13 protein-coding genes and 1 pseudogene are annotated in these 15,168 nt (G+C 64.9%); 12 read left to right on the top strand and 2 right to left on the bottom strand.

What is annotated here, in order from left to right; genetic code table 11:
• Positions 1 to 45: 45 nt before the first annotated feature.
• Together DRB87_RS21815 and DRB87_RS21810 are read left to right on the top strand one after the other, a co-directional pair.
• Entirely contained in the window at positions 46 to 738 is a 693-nt protein-coding gene (locus DRB87_RS21815) for a heme-copper oxidase subunit III family protein (protein WP_130027490.1), read from the top strand.
• An 8-nt stretch (positions 739 to 746) separates the two neighbouring features.
• On the top strand, positions 747 to 1,112 hold the full coding sequence (locus tag DRB87_RS21810) for a cytochrome C oxidase subunit IV family protein (protein WP_130027489.1): 366 nt from the start codon (positions 747 to 749) through the stop codon (positions 1,110 to 1,112).
• 27 nt (positions 1,113 to 1,139) lie between these two features.
• On the opposite strand, the gene DRB87_RS21805 is transcribed toward DRB87_RS21810, so the two are convergent.
• A complete protein-coding gene (locus DRB87_RS21805) occupies positions 1,140 to 2,072 on the bottom strand; it encodes a LysR family transcriptional regulator (protein WP_130027488.1) in 933 nt (310 codons plus the stop codon).
• Positions 2,073 to 2,349: 277 nt separating this feature from the next.
• Between DRB87_RS21805 and DRB87_RS21800 the strand changes: the two genes are divergently transcribed.
• The 10 genes and pseudogenes from DRB87_RS21800 (at position 2,350) to DRB87_RS21755 (ending at position 13,619) form a co-directional block, all read left to right on the top strand.
• On the top strand, positions 2,350 to 3,123 hold the full coding sequence (locus DRB87_RS21800; protein ID WP_130028012.1) for a putative hydro-lyase: 774 nt from the start codon (positions 2,350 to 2,352) through the stop codon (positions 3,121 to 3,123).
• A 267-nt stretch (positions 3,124 to 3,390) separates the two neighbouring features.
• Complete coding sequence (locus DRB87_RS21795) at positions 3,391 to 4,722, top strand: MFS transporter (RefSeq protein ID WP_130027487.1); 1,332 nt, start codon at positions 3,391 to 3,393, stop codon at positions 4,720 to 4,722.
• A gap of 277 nt (positions 4,723 to 4,999) precedes the next feature.
• Positions 5,000 to 8,598 (top strand): annotated as a pseudogene (locus tag DRB87_RS21790) (hydantoinase B/oxoprolinase family protein).
• Positions 8,599 to 8,752: 154 nt separating this feature from the next.
• On the top strand, positions 8,753 to 9,154 hold the full coding sequence (locus tag DRB87_RS21785; RefSeq protein WP_130027486.1) for a hypothetical protein: 402 nt from the start codon (positions 8,753 to 8,755) through the stop codon (positions 9,152 to 9,154).
• 13 nt (positions 9,155 to 9,167) lie between these two features.
• The gene (locus tag DRB87_RS21780) at positions 9,168 to 9,692 is read left to right on the top strand and encodes a hypothetical protein (protein ID WP_130027485.1); all 525 of its coding nucleotides are present in this window, start codon (positions 9,168 to 9,170) and stop codon (positions 9,690 to 9,692) included.
• A gap of 94 nt (positions 9,693 to 9,786) precedes the next feature.
• Positions 9,787 to 10,413, top strand: coding sequence for a hypothetical protein (locus DRB87_RS21775; RefSeq protein WP_130027484.1), 627 nt, complete (start codon positions 9,787 to 9,789; stop codon positions 10,411 to 10,413).
• On the top strand, positions 10,410 to 10,925 hold the full coding sequence (locus DRB87_RS21770; protein ID WP_130027483.1) for a tetratricopeptide repeat protein: 516 nt from the start codon (positions 10,410 to 10,412) through the stop codon (positions 10,923 to 10,925). The genes DRB87_RS21775 and DRB87_RS21770 overlap by 4 nt, the downstream gene beginning before the upstream one ends.
• Complete coding sequence (gene sctE / locus DRB87_RS21765; RefSeq protein ID WP_130027482.1) at positions 10,922 to 12,451, top strand: type III secretion system translocon subunit SctE; 1,530 nt, start codon at positions 10,922 to 10,924, stop codon at positions 12,449 to 12,451. Before DRB87_RS21770 ends, sctE begins: the two co-directional genes overlap by 4 nt.
• A gap of 60 nt (positions 12,452 to 12,511) precedes the next feature.
• Entirely contained in the window at positions 12,512 to 13,186 is a 675-nt protein-coding gene (locus DRB87_RS21760; protein WP_130027481.1) for a hypothetical protein, read from the top strand.
• A 4-nt stretch (positions 13,187 to 13,190) separates the two neighbouring features.
• Positions 13,191 to 13,619: a hypothetical protein gene (locus DRB87_RS21755; protein ID WP_017233535.1), complete on the top strand. Its 429-nt coding sequence runs from the start codon at positions 13,191 to 13,193 to the stop codon at positions 13,617 to 13,619.
• A 6-nt stretch (positions 13,620 to 13,625) separates the two neighbouring features.
• Here the strand turns inward: DRB87_RS21755 and DRB87_RS21750 are convergent, their stop codons facing one another.
• Positions 13,626 to 15,101, bottom strand: a complete 1,476-nt coding sequence (locus DRB87_RS21750) for an SLC13 family permease (protein WP_130027480.1) — start codon at positions 15,099 to 15,101, stop codon at positions 13,626 to 13,628.
• Positions 15,102 to 15,168: the final 67 nt, after the last annotated feature.

The following is a 15,168-nucleotide window of genomic DNA, read 5'->3' as shown; positions in this document are numbered from 1 at the left end:
GCGGTACTGCCACCGTCGGTCCGTAATGCGTCGAGGAGTGACATCGTGAATACGTCTTCGCCTGCATCGTCCCCGTCGACGGAGCTGCCTTCCGGATGGCGCGGCGCCGTCACCGATTGGTCGGGAGATCGCGCTGCGTTCCACGTGCCGTGGGGCAAGGCGATGATGTGGATCTTCCTGCTCTCGGACACGTTCGTGTTCAGCAGCTTCCTCATCGGCTACATGACGGTGCGCATCTCGACGACCGCCCCGTGGCCAAGCCCGGCGGAGATCTTCGCACTCAACGTGAACGGCCATCCGGTACCGCTACTGCTCATCGCCATCATGACGTTCACGCTCATTACCAGCAGCGGCACCATGGCGATGGCGGTGAACTACGCCTACCAGCGCGACCGCGACAAGACAGCCGCATGCATCCTCGCAACGGCCTATATGGGCATCGCATTCGTGGGCATGCAGGCATTTGAATGGACCAACCTGATCGTGCATGAAGGCATCCGGCCGTGGGGCAATGCGATGGGCGCTGCGCAGTTCGGCGCGTGCTTCTTCATGATCACGGGCTTTCACGGGCTGCACGTGAGTGCGGGCGTCATCTATCTGCTCACGGTGATGCGCAAGGTACTCAATGGCACACTCGAGCGACGCGGTAACTATCAGCTCGTCGAGATCGCGGGCCTGTACTGGCACTTCGTCGATCTCGTCTGGGTGTTCATCTTTGCGTTGTTCTATCTCTGGTAGGAGGAGCGATGGAATCCTCTGCGACTCCGGTACCCAATGCCACTCACGCCGCGGCGTCCGGCAGCGACCACGGCGGGCAGCAGCATTCGGTCGGTATCTATCTCAAGGTGTGGGGATTGTTGTTCGTGCTCTCGACATTCTCATATCTCGTCGACTACGCCGATCTACACGGCTACCTGCGCTGGGGACTGATCCTCGCGCTGATGGTGGCCAAGGCAAGCCTGATCGTGGCCGTGTTCATGCACATGCGCTGGGAGCGGCTCGCGCTCGTCTACGCAATCCTGATTCCGCCGCTCGCGTTGCTTGTGCTGATGGCGCTCATGGCAGCAGAAGCGGACTACACGTTCCTCACGCGGCTGGCACATTTCCGGTAGATCCAACCGAGCGATCGCCGCAACGCCTCACAACAATTCCACTAACCGCCGGTCGCTCTTGCGGCAGTATTCCGAGCACGCCGTGCGCGCGGCCGTGGCCGCCCCATGCACGAAGAGCGGGGCGTCGGCGCGTCGCGACATCGACACCACGATGGACGGCGGCGCCGGCTGCAACGGCAACTCCGCGACTTCACCGCTCGCAATCAGATCGTCGACGAACAGCCGCGGAATCGCCGCGACACCAAAGCCGTCTCTCACCAACTGCACGATCACGGCAATCGACGGCGACCCCGTAATGCGGGTCTCCGAGAGCGGCACGCCATGCACGCCCGCCAGCTTCGCCACGATGTCCTCCAGCGCCCGGTGCGGCGCCGTGCCGCGCCCGTAGGTCAGGATCGGATGCTGCAGCACCTGCTTCGCAAGCCCGCTGCGCGTGTTCGGAAACATGCCCGTGCGCGCGATCCAGTGCACCGGATAGTTGGCGAGCGCATCGCACACCACGCTGCTGTCGTCGCTGCCCTCCACGCGGATGATGAGATCGAGTTCGTCCGCGATCAAGCGGCGCTGCAACTGCACCGAGACGTCGACCGTCAACTCGACTTCCAGCGAGGGATAGTCGGCCGCCAGGCGTCGCAGATAGTGCGGCAGCCAGCTATGCACGACGGTCTCGATCACGCCGAGACGCAACCGTCCGCGCAAGGTACTTTCGCCCGATGCCGCCGCCTGCAGACGTCGCGCCGCCTCCACCACCGCCTTGGCATAGCCCAGCAGGTATTCGCCGTTGGGTGTGAGACGAAATTCGCGACTGTCGCGATCGACCAGCACGGTTTTCAACTCCTCCTCGAGTGTCTTGAGCCGCTGTGAGATCGCCGCCGGCGTGGCGTGCAGCGCCGCAGCCGTTGCACGGAAGTTGCGCAGCTTGGCCAGCGTGACGAACGTTTCGAGAAATCGCGTGTTCATGGGACTCGGCGGGGACTCAGCGGGGACTCGGCGGGCCGGGAGCGCGCCCAAAATTTGACCTCGGATCGAGGAAGAAAAAAAGCAACGAACCTCGGGAAAACCCGTGACGTTGTTAAGAAATTCTATACGGCAGCGCGTAGAAAAACTCGTTAGCGACAACTTTTTTTTCTTTCTATGCTTCAGCCATCCGATGCCACCGCGGCATCGCCCCTCAAACGCCGGAGCAGTCATGAACCATCCCGCCGTGCTCGACGACCTCGCCTCACAACGCGATGCCATCACGCCCTTCGCATTCCGCCAGGCGGTGCGCAGCGGCCAGTTCCGGAAGCCGACCGCCGGGTACTGCGGCGACTTCGCGCAGGCCAACCTCGCGATCCTGCCGGAGGCCCACGCGCACGATTTCCTGCGCTTTTGCCAAAGTAATCCGAAGGCCTGCCCGCTGCTGGGCGTAGGCGAGCCGGGGCAATGGCATGTGCCGGCGCTGGGCCGCGAGGTGGATATCCGCACGGACGTGCCGGGTTACAACGTCTATCGCAACGGCAAGCTCGCCGAAACGGTCGATCACCTCGCCGAGGTCTGGCAGGACGATTTCGTCGTCTTCGCCATCGGCTGCTCGTTTTCGTTCGAAGGCATGCTGGCACAGGCAGGCATTGGGCTGCGTCACGTGGAAGAGGGACGCAACGTGCCGATGTACCGAACGAACATCGCCAATCAGCGCGCCGGAAAGTTCGGTGGCGAGCTGGTCGTGTCGATGCGTCCGATGAAGGGGGCCGACGCCATTCGCGCTGTGCAGATCACGAGCCGGTTCCCCGGCGTGCACGGCGCGCCGATCCACATCGGCGACCCGGCGGCGCTCGGCATCACGGATTTGAACAAGCCGGAGTTTGGCGACGCCGTCACCATTCGCGACGGCGAGCTGCCTGTCTACTGGGCCTGTGGTGTGACGCCGCAGACCGCAATCATGGAGGCCAGGCTGCCGATCGCCATCGCGCACCGGCCGGGCTACATGCTGATGACGGATATCCCGAACGCGTCGCTCGCCGTTTTCTGATCGCGCGCGACGTACGTTGCACGGCAAACGGGCATTACGGCAATACCGACGACAGCGACGCATGACCTGAAGCACCACGCAGACTTCACGCAGGCATCAAGCATCACCAAAGCATCACCCTAGCACCAAGTACGACAGAAACACCGCGCCATGACGGGAGGCGGCAGGGGAACGATCGCCTGCCGGTGACCGCACACGCCCATCGGAGAGCGCGGCCCGAGGGCACATCACACGGCAAGTCACGACATCACCGGAGCCTTTTTTCTCATGGAAAGCAAAACCCCTCTCGCGCCCCCGGCGGCGGTAGTCTCCGCCGGCACGCCCGATACGTCTGAGCAGGGCGGCAGCCTGTTCGGCTGGTACGGCGACACCACCCCGCGCCAAAAGCGTGCCTTCTGGAGCTGCAAGGTCGGTTACATGCTCGACGGCATGGACACCCAGATGCTGAGCTTCGTCATTCCGACGCTGGTCGCGACGTGGGGCATCAGCCTTGCCGACGCGGGCTTCATCGGCACGCTGACGCTACTCGCGTCGGCGCTCGGCGGCTGGGCGGCCGGCATTCTTTCGGATCGCATCGGTCGTGTGCGCACGCTGCAGCTCACCGTGCTGTGGTTCGCCGTTTTCACCGGTCTGTGCGGCCTCGCACAGACCTACCATCAACTGCTCGCCGCGCGTGCGCTCATGGGCTTCGGTTTCGGCGGCGAATGGACGGCCGGCGCCGTGCTCATCGGTGAAGTGATGCGCGCCCGCGACCGTGGCAAGGCCGTGGGGCTTGTGCAGTCCGGCTGGGCCATCGGCTGGGGCCTGACGGCAATTCTCTATTCGGTGCTCTTCTCGCTGTTTCCCGCCGAAATGGCCTGGCGCGGATTGTTCCTGATCGGCCTGCTGCCCGCGCTGCTTGTGCTTTTCATTCGTCGCTACGTGCAGGAGCCGGAGGTCTATCAGAAGGAGAAGGCCAAGCAGACGTCGGACGACGCGCCCGGCCTGGCCGCTATTTTCAGCCCGGCACTGCTTTCGACGACGATCCGCGCCGCGCTGTTGACCACGGGCGCACAGGGCGGCTACTACGCCATCACGACGTGGCTGCCCACGTACCTGAAAACGGAGCGCCATCTCACGGTGATGGGCACCGGCGGCTACCTCGCCATGATTATCTTCGGCTCGTGGGTCGGCTATCTGGCCAGCTCGTATCTGACGGACCGGCTCGGCCGCAAGCCGAACTTCATTCTGTTCGCCGTGGGCTCGATGGTGATCGCGTTCTCGTACACGTCGCTGCCGCTGACCGATAGCGCCATGTTCTGGCTCGGCTTCCCGCTCGGCTTCTTCGCCTCGGGCATCTTCAGCGGCATGGGCGCGTTCCTGACCGAGTTGTTCCCGACGCGAGTGCGCGGCTCCGGCCAAGGCTTCTGCTACAACGTCGGCCGTGCCGTGGGCGCCCTGTTTCCGTTCCTGATCGGCATGCTCTCGAAGCAATACGGCCTGGGCACGACCATCGGGATCTTCGCCGGCGTGGCCTACGGCGTGCTGATTCTCGCGGCGCTCACGCTTCCCGAAACCCGCGGCCGTGATCTCGATTCGCTCGAGGCGCAAACGCAGTGACACGCGACACCCTGTGCCAATGAAATACCGCGGCAGCCGTCGCTGCCGCGTCCGATGACTTCTCTTTAATTCTCCCGATAACGAGATTTGCGAGTGTGTAGCGCGGCGGGACACGCGCGCCCTGCGCCAACACAGCATGACGACGGTGCCCCGCACCGTCACCCCGTCGATTCACGTTTGACCATTGCTTTGCGAGTGACCCCATGACGAACGCCCTCACGCCCTCCGCCCAAAACCAGGCCCCGCGCACCAGACCGCTTCGCGCTGGCAGTTCTGGATCGACCGCGGCGGCACCTTCACCGACATCGTGGCGCGCCGCCCGGACGGCACGCTCGTCACGCACAAGCTGCTCTCCGAGAACCCCGAACAGTATCGCGATGCCGCCGTGGCTGGCATCCGTCACCTGCTGGACCTCGCGCCGGGCGAGCCGATCACGCCCGAGCGGGTCGAGATGGTGAAGATGGGAACCACCGTGGCCACCAACGCGCTGCTCGAACGCAAGGGCGAGCCGCTCGCGCTCGTGACGACGCAAGGCTTTCGCGACGCGCTGCGCATCGCGTATCAGAATCGGCCGCGCCTGTTCGATCTCGATATCGCATTGCCGGAGGCGCTGTATGCGGAGGTCGTCGAGATCGACGAACGTGTCGGTGCGCATGGTGAAGTCGTGCGCGAACTCGATGCCGAGGCGACGCGTCGCGCGCTGGCAGCGGTCTACGCCAAGGGGATTCGCGCGCTCGCCATCGTACTGATGCACGGCTACCGCTATCAGGCGCACGAAAAGGCGCTGGCGGCGATGGCGCGTGAACTGGGCTTCTCGCAGGTCTCCGTCTCGCACGAAGTCTCGCCGCTCATGAAGCTGGTCTCGCGCGGCGACACGACCGTCGTCGACGCGTATCTGTCGCCGATCCTGCGACGCTACGTCGAGCAGGTCGCGCAGGAAATGCCGGGCGTCAACCTGCAGTTCATGCAGAGTAGTGGCGGCCTCACCCGTGCCGACAACTTCCAGGGCAAGGACGCCATTCTGTCCGGCCCGGCCGGCGGCATCGTCGGGATGGTGCGCGCGTCGAGCGCGGCGGGCTTCGAGCGGGTCATTGGCTTCGACATGGGCGGCACGTCGACCGACGTCTCGCACTATCACGGCGAGTTCGAGCGCGTGTTCGAGACTCAGGTCGCCGGTGTTCGCATGCGCGCGCCGATGATGAGCATCCACACGGTGGCCGCCGGCGGCGGGTCGGTGCTGTCGTTCGACGGCACGCGTCTGCGCGTGGGACCCGATTCGGCCGGTGCCAATCCGGGGCCGGCGGCCTACAGGCGCGGCGGCCCGCTCACGGTGACCGACTGCAACGTCATGCTCGGCAAGATCCAGCCCGCGCATTTCCCGAAGGTGTTCGGCCCGAACGCCAACGAGCCGCTCGACCGCGATGTCGTGGTGGCGAAGTTCACCGCAATGGCCGCGGAGATCGAGCAGGCGACCGGCCGTCGCCAGACGCCCGAAGCGCTCGCCGAAGGCTTCCTCGAAATCGCCATCGGCAGCATGGCCAACGCGATCAAGAAGATCTCGGTGCAACGCGGCCACGACGTGAGCCGCTATGTGCTGACGACGTTTGGCGGGGCGGGCGGCCAACATGCCTGCGGTGTGGCCGATGCCCTCGGCATGACGAAGGTCTTCGCGCATCCGCTCGCCGGGGTGCTCTCGGCCTACGGCATGGGCCTCGCGGATCAGACGGCGATGCGTGAGCGCATGATCGAAGCGCCGCTGTCGAACGACGGACTGGCGGCGCTGGAAGACGCGCTTGGCGCGCTCGCCGACGACGCCGTGAACGTCCTGCTGTCCCAGGGCGTGCCACCGTCGCGCATCGACACGGTGCGTCGCGTTCACGTGCGTTACGCGGGCACCGATTCGGCGCTGGCGGTGCCGTTCGGTAACGTCGCACAAATGCGCGCGGCCTTCGAAGCCGCCTATCGTCAGCGCTATTCGTTCCTGATGGACGGCGCTGCGTTGATCGTCGAGGTGGCGTCGGTAGAAGCCATCGGTCGCTCGGATGCGCCCGTCGACATCGCTTCGCTCGATGCCCGCACGTCTGGCGCACCGCAGGCGGTCGATCGCGTGAAGCTCTACGCCGGTGGCGCATGGCACGAGGCGGCGCTGTTTGCCCGCGATACGCTGCTCGCGGGAGACATCATCGACGGGCCCGCCATCGTTGCCGAGAAGAGCGGCACGACGGTGATCGAGCCCGGCTGGCAAGCGCAGATGAGCGCGCAGGGCAACCTCGTGCTGGCGCGCGTGGTGCCGCGCGCCACGCAACGCGATGCCGCTGACCGGGACACGCAAGCCGATCCGGTGCGTCTGGAGATCTTCAACAATCTCTTCATGTCGATTGCCGAACAGATGGGGCTGCGTCTGCAGAACACGGCGTATTCGGTGAACATCAAGGAGCGTCTGGATTTCTCGTGTGCGTTGTTCGACCGCGACGGCAACCTCATCGCCAACGCGCCGCACATGCCGGTGCACCTGGGCTCGATGGGCGAGAGCATCAAGACAGTGATCGAGCGCAATCGCGGCAAGATGCGCGACGGCGATGTCTTCATGCTCAACGACCCGTATCACGGGGTACGCATTTGCCGGACGTCACGGTCATCACGCCGGTGTTCGTGGGCGAGGAAGGTGCCGCGAACGCCGAGCCGCTCTTCTACGTCGGCTCGCGGGGCCATCACGCGGATATCGGCGGGATCACGCCGGGATCGATGCCGCCGGATTCGACGCACGTCGAGGAGGAGGGCGTGCTCATCGACAACTGGCAACTGGTCGCGGCGGGCGAACTGCGTGATCGCGAGACGCGCGGGCTGTTGGCCGGTGCGCGCTACCCGGCACGCAATATCGACCAGAACATGGCCGATCTGCGGGCGCAGGTCGCGGCGAACCAGAAAGGCGTCGATGAACTGCGTCGCATGGTGAGCGAGTTCGGGCGCGACGTGGTGCTCGCCTATATGGGGCACGTGCAGGACAACGCCGAAGCCGCCGTGCGCCGCGTGATCGGCGCGTTGGCCGACGGGCACTATCGCTACGCACTGGATAACGGTGCGGTGATCGAGGTGGCAATTCGCGTCGATCACGCCACGCAAGGCGCGACCATCGACTTCACCGGGACGTCGGCGCAGTTGCCGAACAACTTCAATGCGCCGCGGGCCGTGTGCATGGCCGCCGTGCTGTACGTCTTCCGCACGTTGGTCGACGACGACATTCCGCTCAATGCGGGCTGCCTGAAGCCCCTGACGGTGATCGTGCCGCAGGGCTCGATGCTCAACCCCGTGTACCCGGCGGCGGTGGTGTCCGGCAACGTGGAGACGTCGTCCGCCATCACCAACGCGCTCTACGGCGCGCTCGGGCGTGTGGCGTCGAGCCAGGGCACGATGAACAACTTCACGTTCGGCAACGAGACGTATCAGTACTACGAGACCATTGCCGGCGGTAGCGGTGCGGGCGAGGGCTTCCATGGCGCCGACGCGGTACAGACGCACATGACCAACTCGCGACTGACGGATCCAGAAGTGCTGGAGTGGCGCTATCCCGTGCGCCTTGAGAGCCATCGGATTCGCCTCGGGTCGGGCGGCGCGGGGCGCTGGCATGGCGGCAACGGGGCCGTGCGACGTATTCGCTTCCTTACCCCGATGACCGCGTCGATTCTCTCCAACAACCGCGTGCATGCGCCGTTCGGGGCGCAAGGCGGGGCGGTGGGGGCGCTGGGTGCGAACTACGTGGAGCGCGTGGATGGCACGCGCGAGACGCTGGCGCACATCGGCCGCACGCAGATGCAGCCGGGCGACATCTTCGTTGTCGAGACGCCGGGAGGGGGGGATTTGGTGTCGCGTAAGTGATTCGTAACGGGTAACGACGCCACGCGGATGGGAAATCGCTGAAGCAGGGCGTGATACCGGAAGGGAATGCTGCCTTTGCAAAGGCAAGCGTCGAGCGTCTTCGTACGATGCGTTATGTCTTCAACGACTGATCGCAACATACGGAGGCGCTCCCATGTCTGATCCGTTGCAACGTTCCACCCTCGCATCCCCCACGTCCGCCGAGCCGGCGCAAGACGCGGCGGACGATCTTCTTGTTCAGTACGAACGCGCATGCGCCGACATGCAGATGGCCGGACGAAAGTTGCACCGGCAGATGCAGGACTACCACGCCGTGCTCGACGAGGTCGCGCGTCTCGAAGCGGCCGGCACCCCCGACGCCCGCGAGAAGCTCAAGCGACTCGAAGCGCTCGTCGCGAGCGAGGCCTTCCAGCGCAACGAGCGAGAGATCCGTCGCATGACGGCGGCCCTTGCGCACACGATTGAGCGGATGCGCGATGACGCGCCCGTACCGCTCGCGCCGGTGTCGGCCGCCCCAGCGAAGCGTGCGCCGGCCGTGCGCCGCGTGTGTGCCTGAGACGGGGTTCGACATGATCGATCGAATCTCCGGCACCGCATCGCGTCCATACCCCGACGTCACATCCACGAGTGGCGCGTCGCCCATCGATTCCTCAAACCCGCTGCTCGCGACGATTGCCGTGGCCAGCGATCGATTGACCGCCTTGCAATCGATGGCCGACGCCTGGCTCCTGTCGGCACAAGCGCGTGTCGGCGTTGCTCGCGAAGCGCGCGATTTCGCAACGTTGGTGGGCGCCATGGCGCAGCGAGCGTCCTCCGGCACGACACCCGAGCGCTTGCCACCCGCGCTGCGAGACTTCGTGATTCGACACGAACTGGTGTCACCGCAGGTCGCCGACGCGCCGTTCGATGCGGCCAATCTGCAAGCACTGGAAGGGCAGCTTCAGTCGCTGGCCATGATCGACAGTGCGTCGAGCACAAGCGAACAGATTCAGCTCAAACGCTTCGTCACCCGCTATGACAACACGCTCACGCTCTACAACGCGGTGATTGCCAAGCTTGGAGAGATCACGAAGCGCATCGTGAACAGCATCTAACCCGTTTCAAAGGGCCGCGCAGGTCCGCCGTCGAACGTCGATATCGACGTTCCTCTGCCAGCCCCGATTTCACTGACTTCAGGACTCAAGCCTCATGACGATCATCCAGTACGCCTCTTCCCGCCTCCTGCCCCCGCAAACCGGACTCACGCGCGACATCAATGTCGGCGGCGTCACGAAGTCGCTCGATTTCCACGGAACGCTCGCGCAATACGCCATGTTGATGATGGAGATGAACAACGGCGAGGCGCAGCACATGATCCAGGAGATGCAGCGACGCCAGAAAGAAGGACAGGAGGCGCGCGAGGTAGCGAACCTGATCGAATCACTGATCAACGATATCGGCTCGGACACATCGAAGAAGAAACTCGTCGGTGACGGCATTCGAGCGTTCTTCGACAAGCACAACATCCAGATCACCGTGAACGGCGACGGGTCGAAGAAAACGATGATGGAGTGGGAGTCGCGTACGAAGCGCGTCGGCGAGCCCGGCTACACCACGCCGACGGGGAGCAGCGCGCAGTACAACGCGTCCGATCTGCGCACGCTGAAGGCTGCGGCCGAGGGCTTCACCGAACAGGCGTCCGACAGCCGCACCGTCGACCAGATCAAGATCAACAAGAAGCTGCAGGAGTACAACGGCGCCTCGACGTTGGTGAACACGATCTACAGTTCGCAGGGCTCGCAGCTCAACCAGATCAACGGATCGATGCGCACATGACCGCGACCACGTCCCCCGATACCGCGCTGCCGGATCTCCGCGCAGACGAAGCGCCAGCCATCCTTTCACGCTTCTTCGAAAGCGGGGGCGCGCTTCGGATGCTGGCCGATCTCGACGAGGCAGACCTCGCGCGTGTGCGCGCCCACGCATGCCAGCGGTTCGCCCAAGGACAGATCGCCGCGGCGCAACGGGTGTACTTCGTACTCGCCACGCTCGACCAATGGTCGTTCGACGATTGGTATGGTCTTGGACTGTGCTACCAGCGACTCGGGCAGCACGAACAGGCGCTGCCGTGCTTCGCGAAGGCCGGCCTGATCCATGCGTCGGACCCGCGCCCACCGTACCTCGCCGGGATGAGTTACGTGCATACCGGCAACCGGGAGTTCGCGCGCAAATCGTTTGACGCAACGCTACGCATCTGCGGACACCTGCCTCACCACGACAAGCTTGCCCGCTCGGCACGGGCGCGACGCGATGCGCTGAATGCCACTTCGGATCCTAAATCAACATGACCGCCATTTATTCCCCACGAGCCGCTTACGCACCCGCCTGGACCGGCAACGTCGGCCGCGCGCCCGCGACTGACGCCACTGCCGCTGTCGCGGACAACGGTATTGAGTCACCGGACGCCAATCGTCAACGGCGCGAACGCCTGGACTGGCTGCGCACCGAAGACTTCGCGCCGGACCCGTCGACCGGCGTCGACTGGCAAGACGCCGACGACGCGTTCTCCCGCCTGCTGAATCGTCTCTTTGCCGTGGGCAGCGGACTGGCGGCGAACGCGCTGGGGGCGTCCAGCGCCGACGGCGCTTCGAACGCCTCAACGCTCTCTGCGCTCGAGAACGTCGATCCGTCCACGCTGGCGATGATGGCGTCGATGATCGCGATGGACGCGCTGGGCGACACCGCGAAGTCCACGCAGCGGGCGCTGACGTTGATGGGCGAGCGTCAGGAAAAGCTGCGTCAGGAGGACATCAAGAAGTATCGCGAGCAGATGGACGCGAAGACCGAGGATGCCAACAAGGCCCGCAAGGGGGGCATCTTCGGTGTGGTGTTCGACTGGCTCATCGCAGCGGTCGACGTGGTGGTCGGCGCGGTCAAGGTCGTGACGGGTGTGCTCACCATGAACCCGTTGATGATCGCGGGTGGGGTGGCCGATGTCGGCGCGGGCATTGCCGGGCTCGGCATGGCGTTCCACAGGACGATGGCGCTGGTCGATCCGAAGAACGCCGCCTATCACGAGAACGAGGCGACCAAGTGGGGACACGCGCAATTGGCGTTCCAGATGCTCGGCATGGTCATCGGCTTCGGTACGTCGATCAGGGGCTTCATTGCCAAGCGCGCGACGACCAAAGCCGCGAGTCGTGTGTTCAAGGCAGGCGCGGGGGAGGCGCTGGAGCAGGCGGTCAAATCGGGCGACAAGACAGCCGTCGCAGCGATCAAGTCTCGCGTTGTCTCCGAGATTGGCTTCGTCGTCGGCAACGAGGTCGGCAAGCGCGTGGGCAAGTCGCTGCTGCAAAGCGGCACGCAGAGCGGGCGCCGACTGGCGAAGGCCGGCTTCAATCGCATGGCCGAGCAGTTCACGCAGCAGATGGTCGAGCAGATGGCCTCGCGCGCTTTCAACAAAGTCGCAAAGAACGCCGCGAAGCAAGTCGCCAAGGGCAAGGCGATGACATCGAAGGAACTGACCAAGGCCTTCACGTCGAGCATGAATATGCAGGGCTACTTTGCCATTGCGCGGGGTTCGTGGTCGCTCTCCATGGCTGCTCGAGGCGTGTTCAAGGGCGCCAGCGCGCTCGGTCAGGGCATTGTCGGTGTACAGCGCGCAAAGCTGCAACTTGAAGCCCGCGATCTCGCCGTCGACATGATGTGGTTGCAGTTGTTGATGCAAATGAATGGCGACGACAAGAAGCGGGCTGCCAAGCGCATGGAAACGCTCGTGGGTCAGCAGAGCGACATCGCGGTGTCCACCGGCGAGCAAGTGCAGAAAACGGGCGAGATGCGTATTCGTATCGCGGCCTCGTTGTCCCGGGCGTGAACCCGCGCGGACCTTTCGGACGCGGCGTTGCGCCGCGTTGTCTACCTACGGAGTGATGACATGACTTATGCATTGAGTTCGACGTTGGCGAATCCGCGTCAGGCCGGGATCGCCGCATCCGACGCCCAGCAACGCGCGGCGACCGACGACGAGGGCACGCGCGTGCTGCCGCGCATTCGCGAGCAGGTCGACGGACTTCAATCCGCGCAGGCGCTCATCGCCCTGTTTCTCGCCATGCGGGTAGCCGAGCGCAACACCGACCAGTCGTATCGTACGCGTCACGACGCGATGGTCTTCGAGCGCGGCCAGACCGCGCGCACCGAGAAGTACAACGCCAACAACTCGCATTACCGCGCCGGGTTGTATTCGGCCATCGGCGGCATCGTCTCCGGTGCCTTTTCGTTGGTCGGCGGTGTGGGATCGGGCGCGGCAGGGTTTGGGGGCGATTTGGGCAAGTTGAGAGTGGTCGGCACGGCGGTCGGCGAAACGACCAAGGGCGTCAGCCAGTTCGTGAAGTCGCCGTTCGATGTCGTGTCCAACGACGATTCGCTTGCCGGACGCGATAAGGATGTGCTCGGCGAGTTCGAGATGTCGCTCACCGAGGAGACGCGTCGCACCAACGATCGGCTGCGTCAGCGCATTGACGCGACCAGCGCGGACATCCGTGAAGTGTCGCGTGCGATGTACGGCATGATCGGCCAGCAAGTCACGAAGATGTACGACACCATCCGATAAGCCCATGACCGTTTGCGAGCGCGCCGTTGCGGCATTCTTCAGAGCCCACCGTTTTACGGCGCGCGTCGAAATCTGCGAACGCACGCACGTCGAACTGGGACAGCGCGTCGAGAACGGCGAGCTGTCCCTTTGTCATCGTCTCGACCGCGTGCCTGCCGGTGTCGTGCTGACGATCACCGACTTCCGCCTCGACGCCGAAGCGAAGGCAAGCGAGCATGCCGTGAGGCGCTTCTGCCAACTGATCCGGACATTGTTGCGCACGGTGCCCCATGTCGGCTACGTGCGCGGCATGATCCTGCCCGGCGTGAGCGACACGCGCGTTCGAGCCACACGTCTACGTCTCGGTGCGATTCTCGAACGCGAGGGGGCGTTCTGGCGTGAGGAAGATGGCGATCGATGGCTGGTCTTCTGTCGGGAACCCAGCCGTCGATAGGGGCATTCAAGGCAACATGCCGAGCAGGTGCCACCAGAGGTAGTCGAGCGGGAAGAGGAAGACGAGCGTAATGACCGTCATGACCACGGTCAACCGCGTGCCATCGCGCATGCCGACGCCGCCCAGATGCATCGCAATCATCATCGGCGGGCTCTGATAGGGCAGGAGGACGGTGGAGAACACCGGCACTTGCAACATCAGCACAGTGTAGAGCGGCAGGCCGCTCGCGCTCGCGAGCTGTCCCGCGAGCGGGGTGAGCACCGCCGGCAGGCCGGGAAGCGTGGCCACCAGTCCGATGGCCGCGCCGATGGCGATGAGCCATGCGGCATTGATCGCGGGGGTGCCCGGTGTCATGCTCACCGCATCCAGGCATAGCCGTGCGAGCTTCTCGCCCAGCCCTGAATCCGCGACGACCGCGCCCACACCGAGAAAGCCCGCGACGTAAATAAGCGGCGTGATGTGCATCTGCTCGGTGAAGGTCTTCGGCGTGATGATGTGAATCGCTGGGAGCAGGCAGAGGATGGCCGCGGCAACGGAAATCCATGCGGGCGAGATGCCGTGCCAGGCATCGGTCGCGAATCCGGCGAGCGCCAGCGCCAGCAATACCGAGAGGCGTCGGGCGTCGTTCGACAGCGGAGGCGCGGCGCCTTGGGTCACCTGGGTGAGGGGGCCGTCGTCGGGGAACAGGCGGCAGATCACCCACACCAGAATGGCGGCCTTGAGCGCACCGAGGACAGGGAAGTGCAGCAGCAGGTAGGGCGCGTAGTGCAGCTTTACGCCGTAGAACGAGTCCGCCGCGCCCATGAGCACACTGTTCGGAATGTTGGCGGGCAGGATCGTCGTGGGCGGCATGTAGCTCGCGGCGGCGACCATCATCACCAGACCGGTGCGCCCGCGCCGACCCTCGGTGAGGCCGATGCGATCGGCGAGCGCGAGCACGATGGGGATCAGCAGCAGAATGCGTCCCGTCGTCGAGGGCATGACAAACGCCAGGCCTACGCAGGCGACCATCACCGACGCCACATAACGCGCATACGTTGGGCGCTTGAGGGCGAACAACGTCGCGGCCAGCCGCGCGCCGAGGCCTGTCGTGCGCACCGCGATACCGGTCACCGCACCCCCAAAGACGAGCCACCACGCAGCCGAATGAAACCCCGCGAAAATCACTTCCGGCTTTGCGACATGCAGCAGGACGGCGAGCAGGAAGAACGTCAGCGTCGTGATCGGTTCCGGGAACAGGCCGAAGGCCCACGCTCCGATGGTGAACAGCACGAGCACGGCGGCCTGCGCGGCGGTGGGCGACAGGCCAAGGGCGGAACTGCCATGGCTGGCGCCCCACAAGGCGGCAGCGAACATCCCGTAAAGGACGTAACCGCCGAGGGTGCGCACCCGTGAGCGCAGGCGTTCGCGGCGCAATGCGTCGGCCGCCGAGGGGCGGTGACGGCGGGGATCAGGGGTGTCCGGCGAGGCGGATTCGGTCATGGCGCTTGTCGTTGTGGTGTTGGGCCAGGCAGGCGTGTTACGCGGTCCGGCGGCGATGAGGGGGCGC

Origin of the sequence: Pandoraea sp. XY-2 (assembly GCF_004193915.1) — a bacterium.
GTDB classification, from domain to species: domain Bacteria; phylum Pseudomonadota; class Gammaproteobacteria; order Burkholderiales; family Burkholderiaceae; genus Pandoraea; species Pandoraea cepalis.
The sequence above is the reverse complement of the archived record's forward strand: the minus strand, read 5'-3'. Positions and strand labels throughout refer to the sequence as shown.

Bases quoted from the DNA above. Each gene is read 5' to 3' on its own strand.
- DRB87_RS21810 (WP_130027489.1), top strand. From the start codon at position 747: ATGGAATCCTCTGCGACTCCGGTACCCAATGCCACTCACGCCGCGGCG.
- DRB87_RS21755 (WP_017233535.1), top strand. From the start codon at position 13,191: ATGACCGTTTGCGAGCGCGCCGTTGCGGCATTCTTCAGAGCCCACCGT.
- DRB87_RS21770 (WP_130027483.1), top strand. From the start codon at position 10,410: ATGACCGCGACCACGTCCCCCGATACCGCGCTGCCGGATCTCCGCGCA.
- DRB87_RS21785 (WP_130027486.1), top strand. From the start codon at position 8,753: ATGTCTGATCCGTTGCAACGTTCCACCCTCGCATCCCCCACGTCCGCC.
- DRB87_RS21795 (WP_130027487.1), top strand. From the start codon at position 3,391: ATGGAAAGCAAAACCCCTCTCGCGCCCCCGGCGGCGGTAGTCTCCGCC.
- DRB87_RS21805 (WP_130027488.1), bottom strand. From the start codon at position 2,072: ATGAACACGCGATTTCTCGAAACGTTCGTCACGCTGGCCAAGCTGCGC.
- sctE (WP_130027482.1), top strand. From the start codon at position 10,922: ATGACCGCCATTTATTCCCCACGAGCCGCTTACGCACCCGCCTGGACC.
- DRB87_RS21760 (WP_130027481.1), top strand. From the start codon at position 12,512: ATGACTTATGCATTGAGTTCGACGTTGGCGAATCCGCGTCAGGCCGGG.
- DRB87_RS21750 (WP_130027480.1), bottom strand. From the start codon at position 15,101: ATGACCGAATCCGCCTCGCCGGACACCCCTGATCCCCGCCGTCACCGC.
- DRB87_RS21780 (WP_130027485.1), top strand. From the start codon at position 9,168: ATGATCGATCGAATCTCCGGCACCGCATCGCGTCCATACCCCGACGTC.
- DRB87_RS21775 (WP_130027484.1), top strand. From the start codon at position 9,787: ATGACGATCATCCAGTACGCCTCTTCCCGCCTCCTGCCCCCGCAAACC.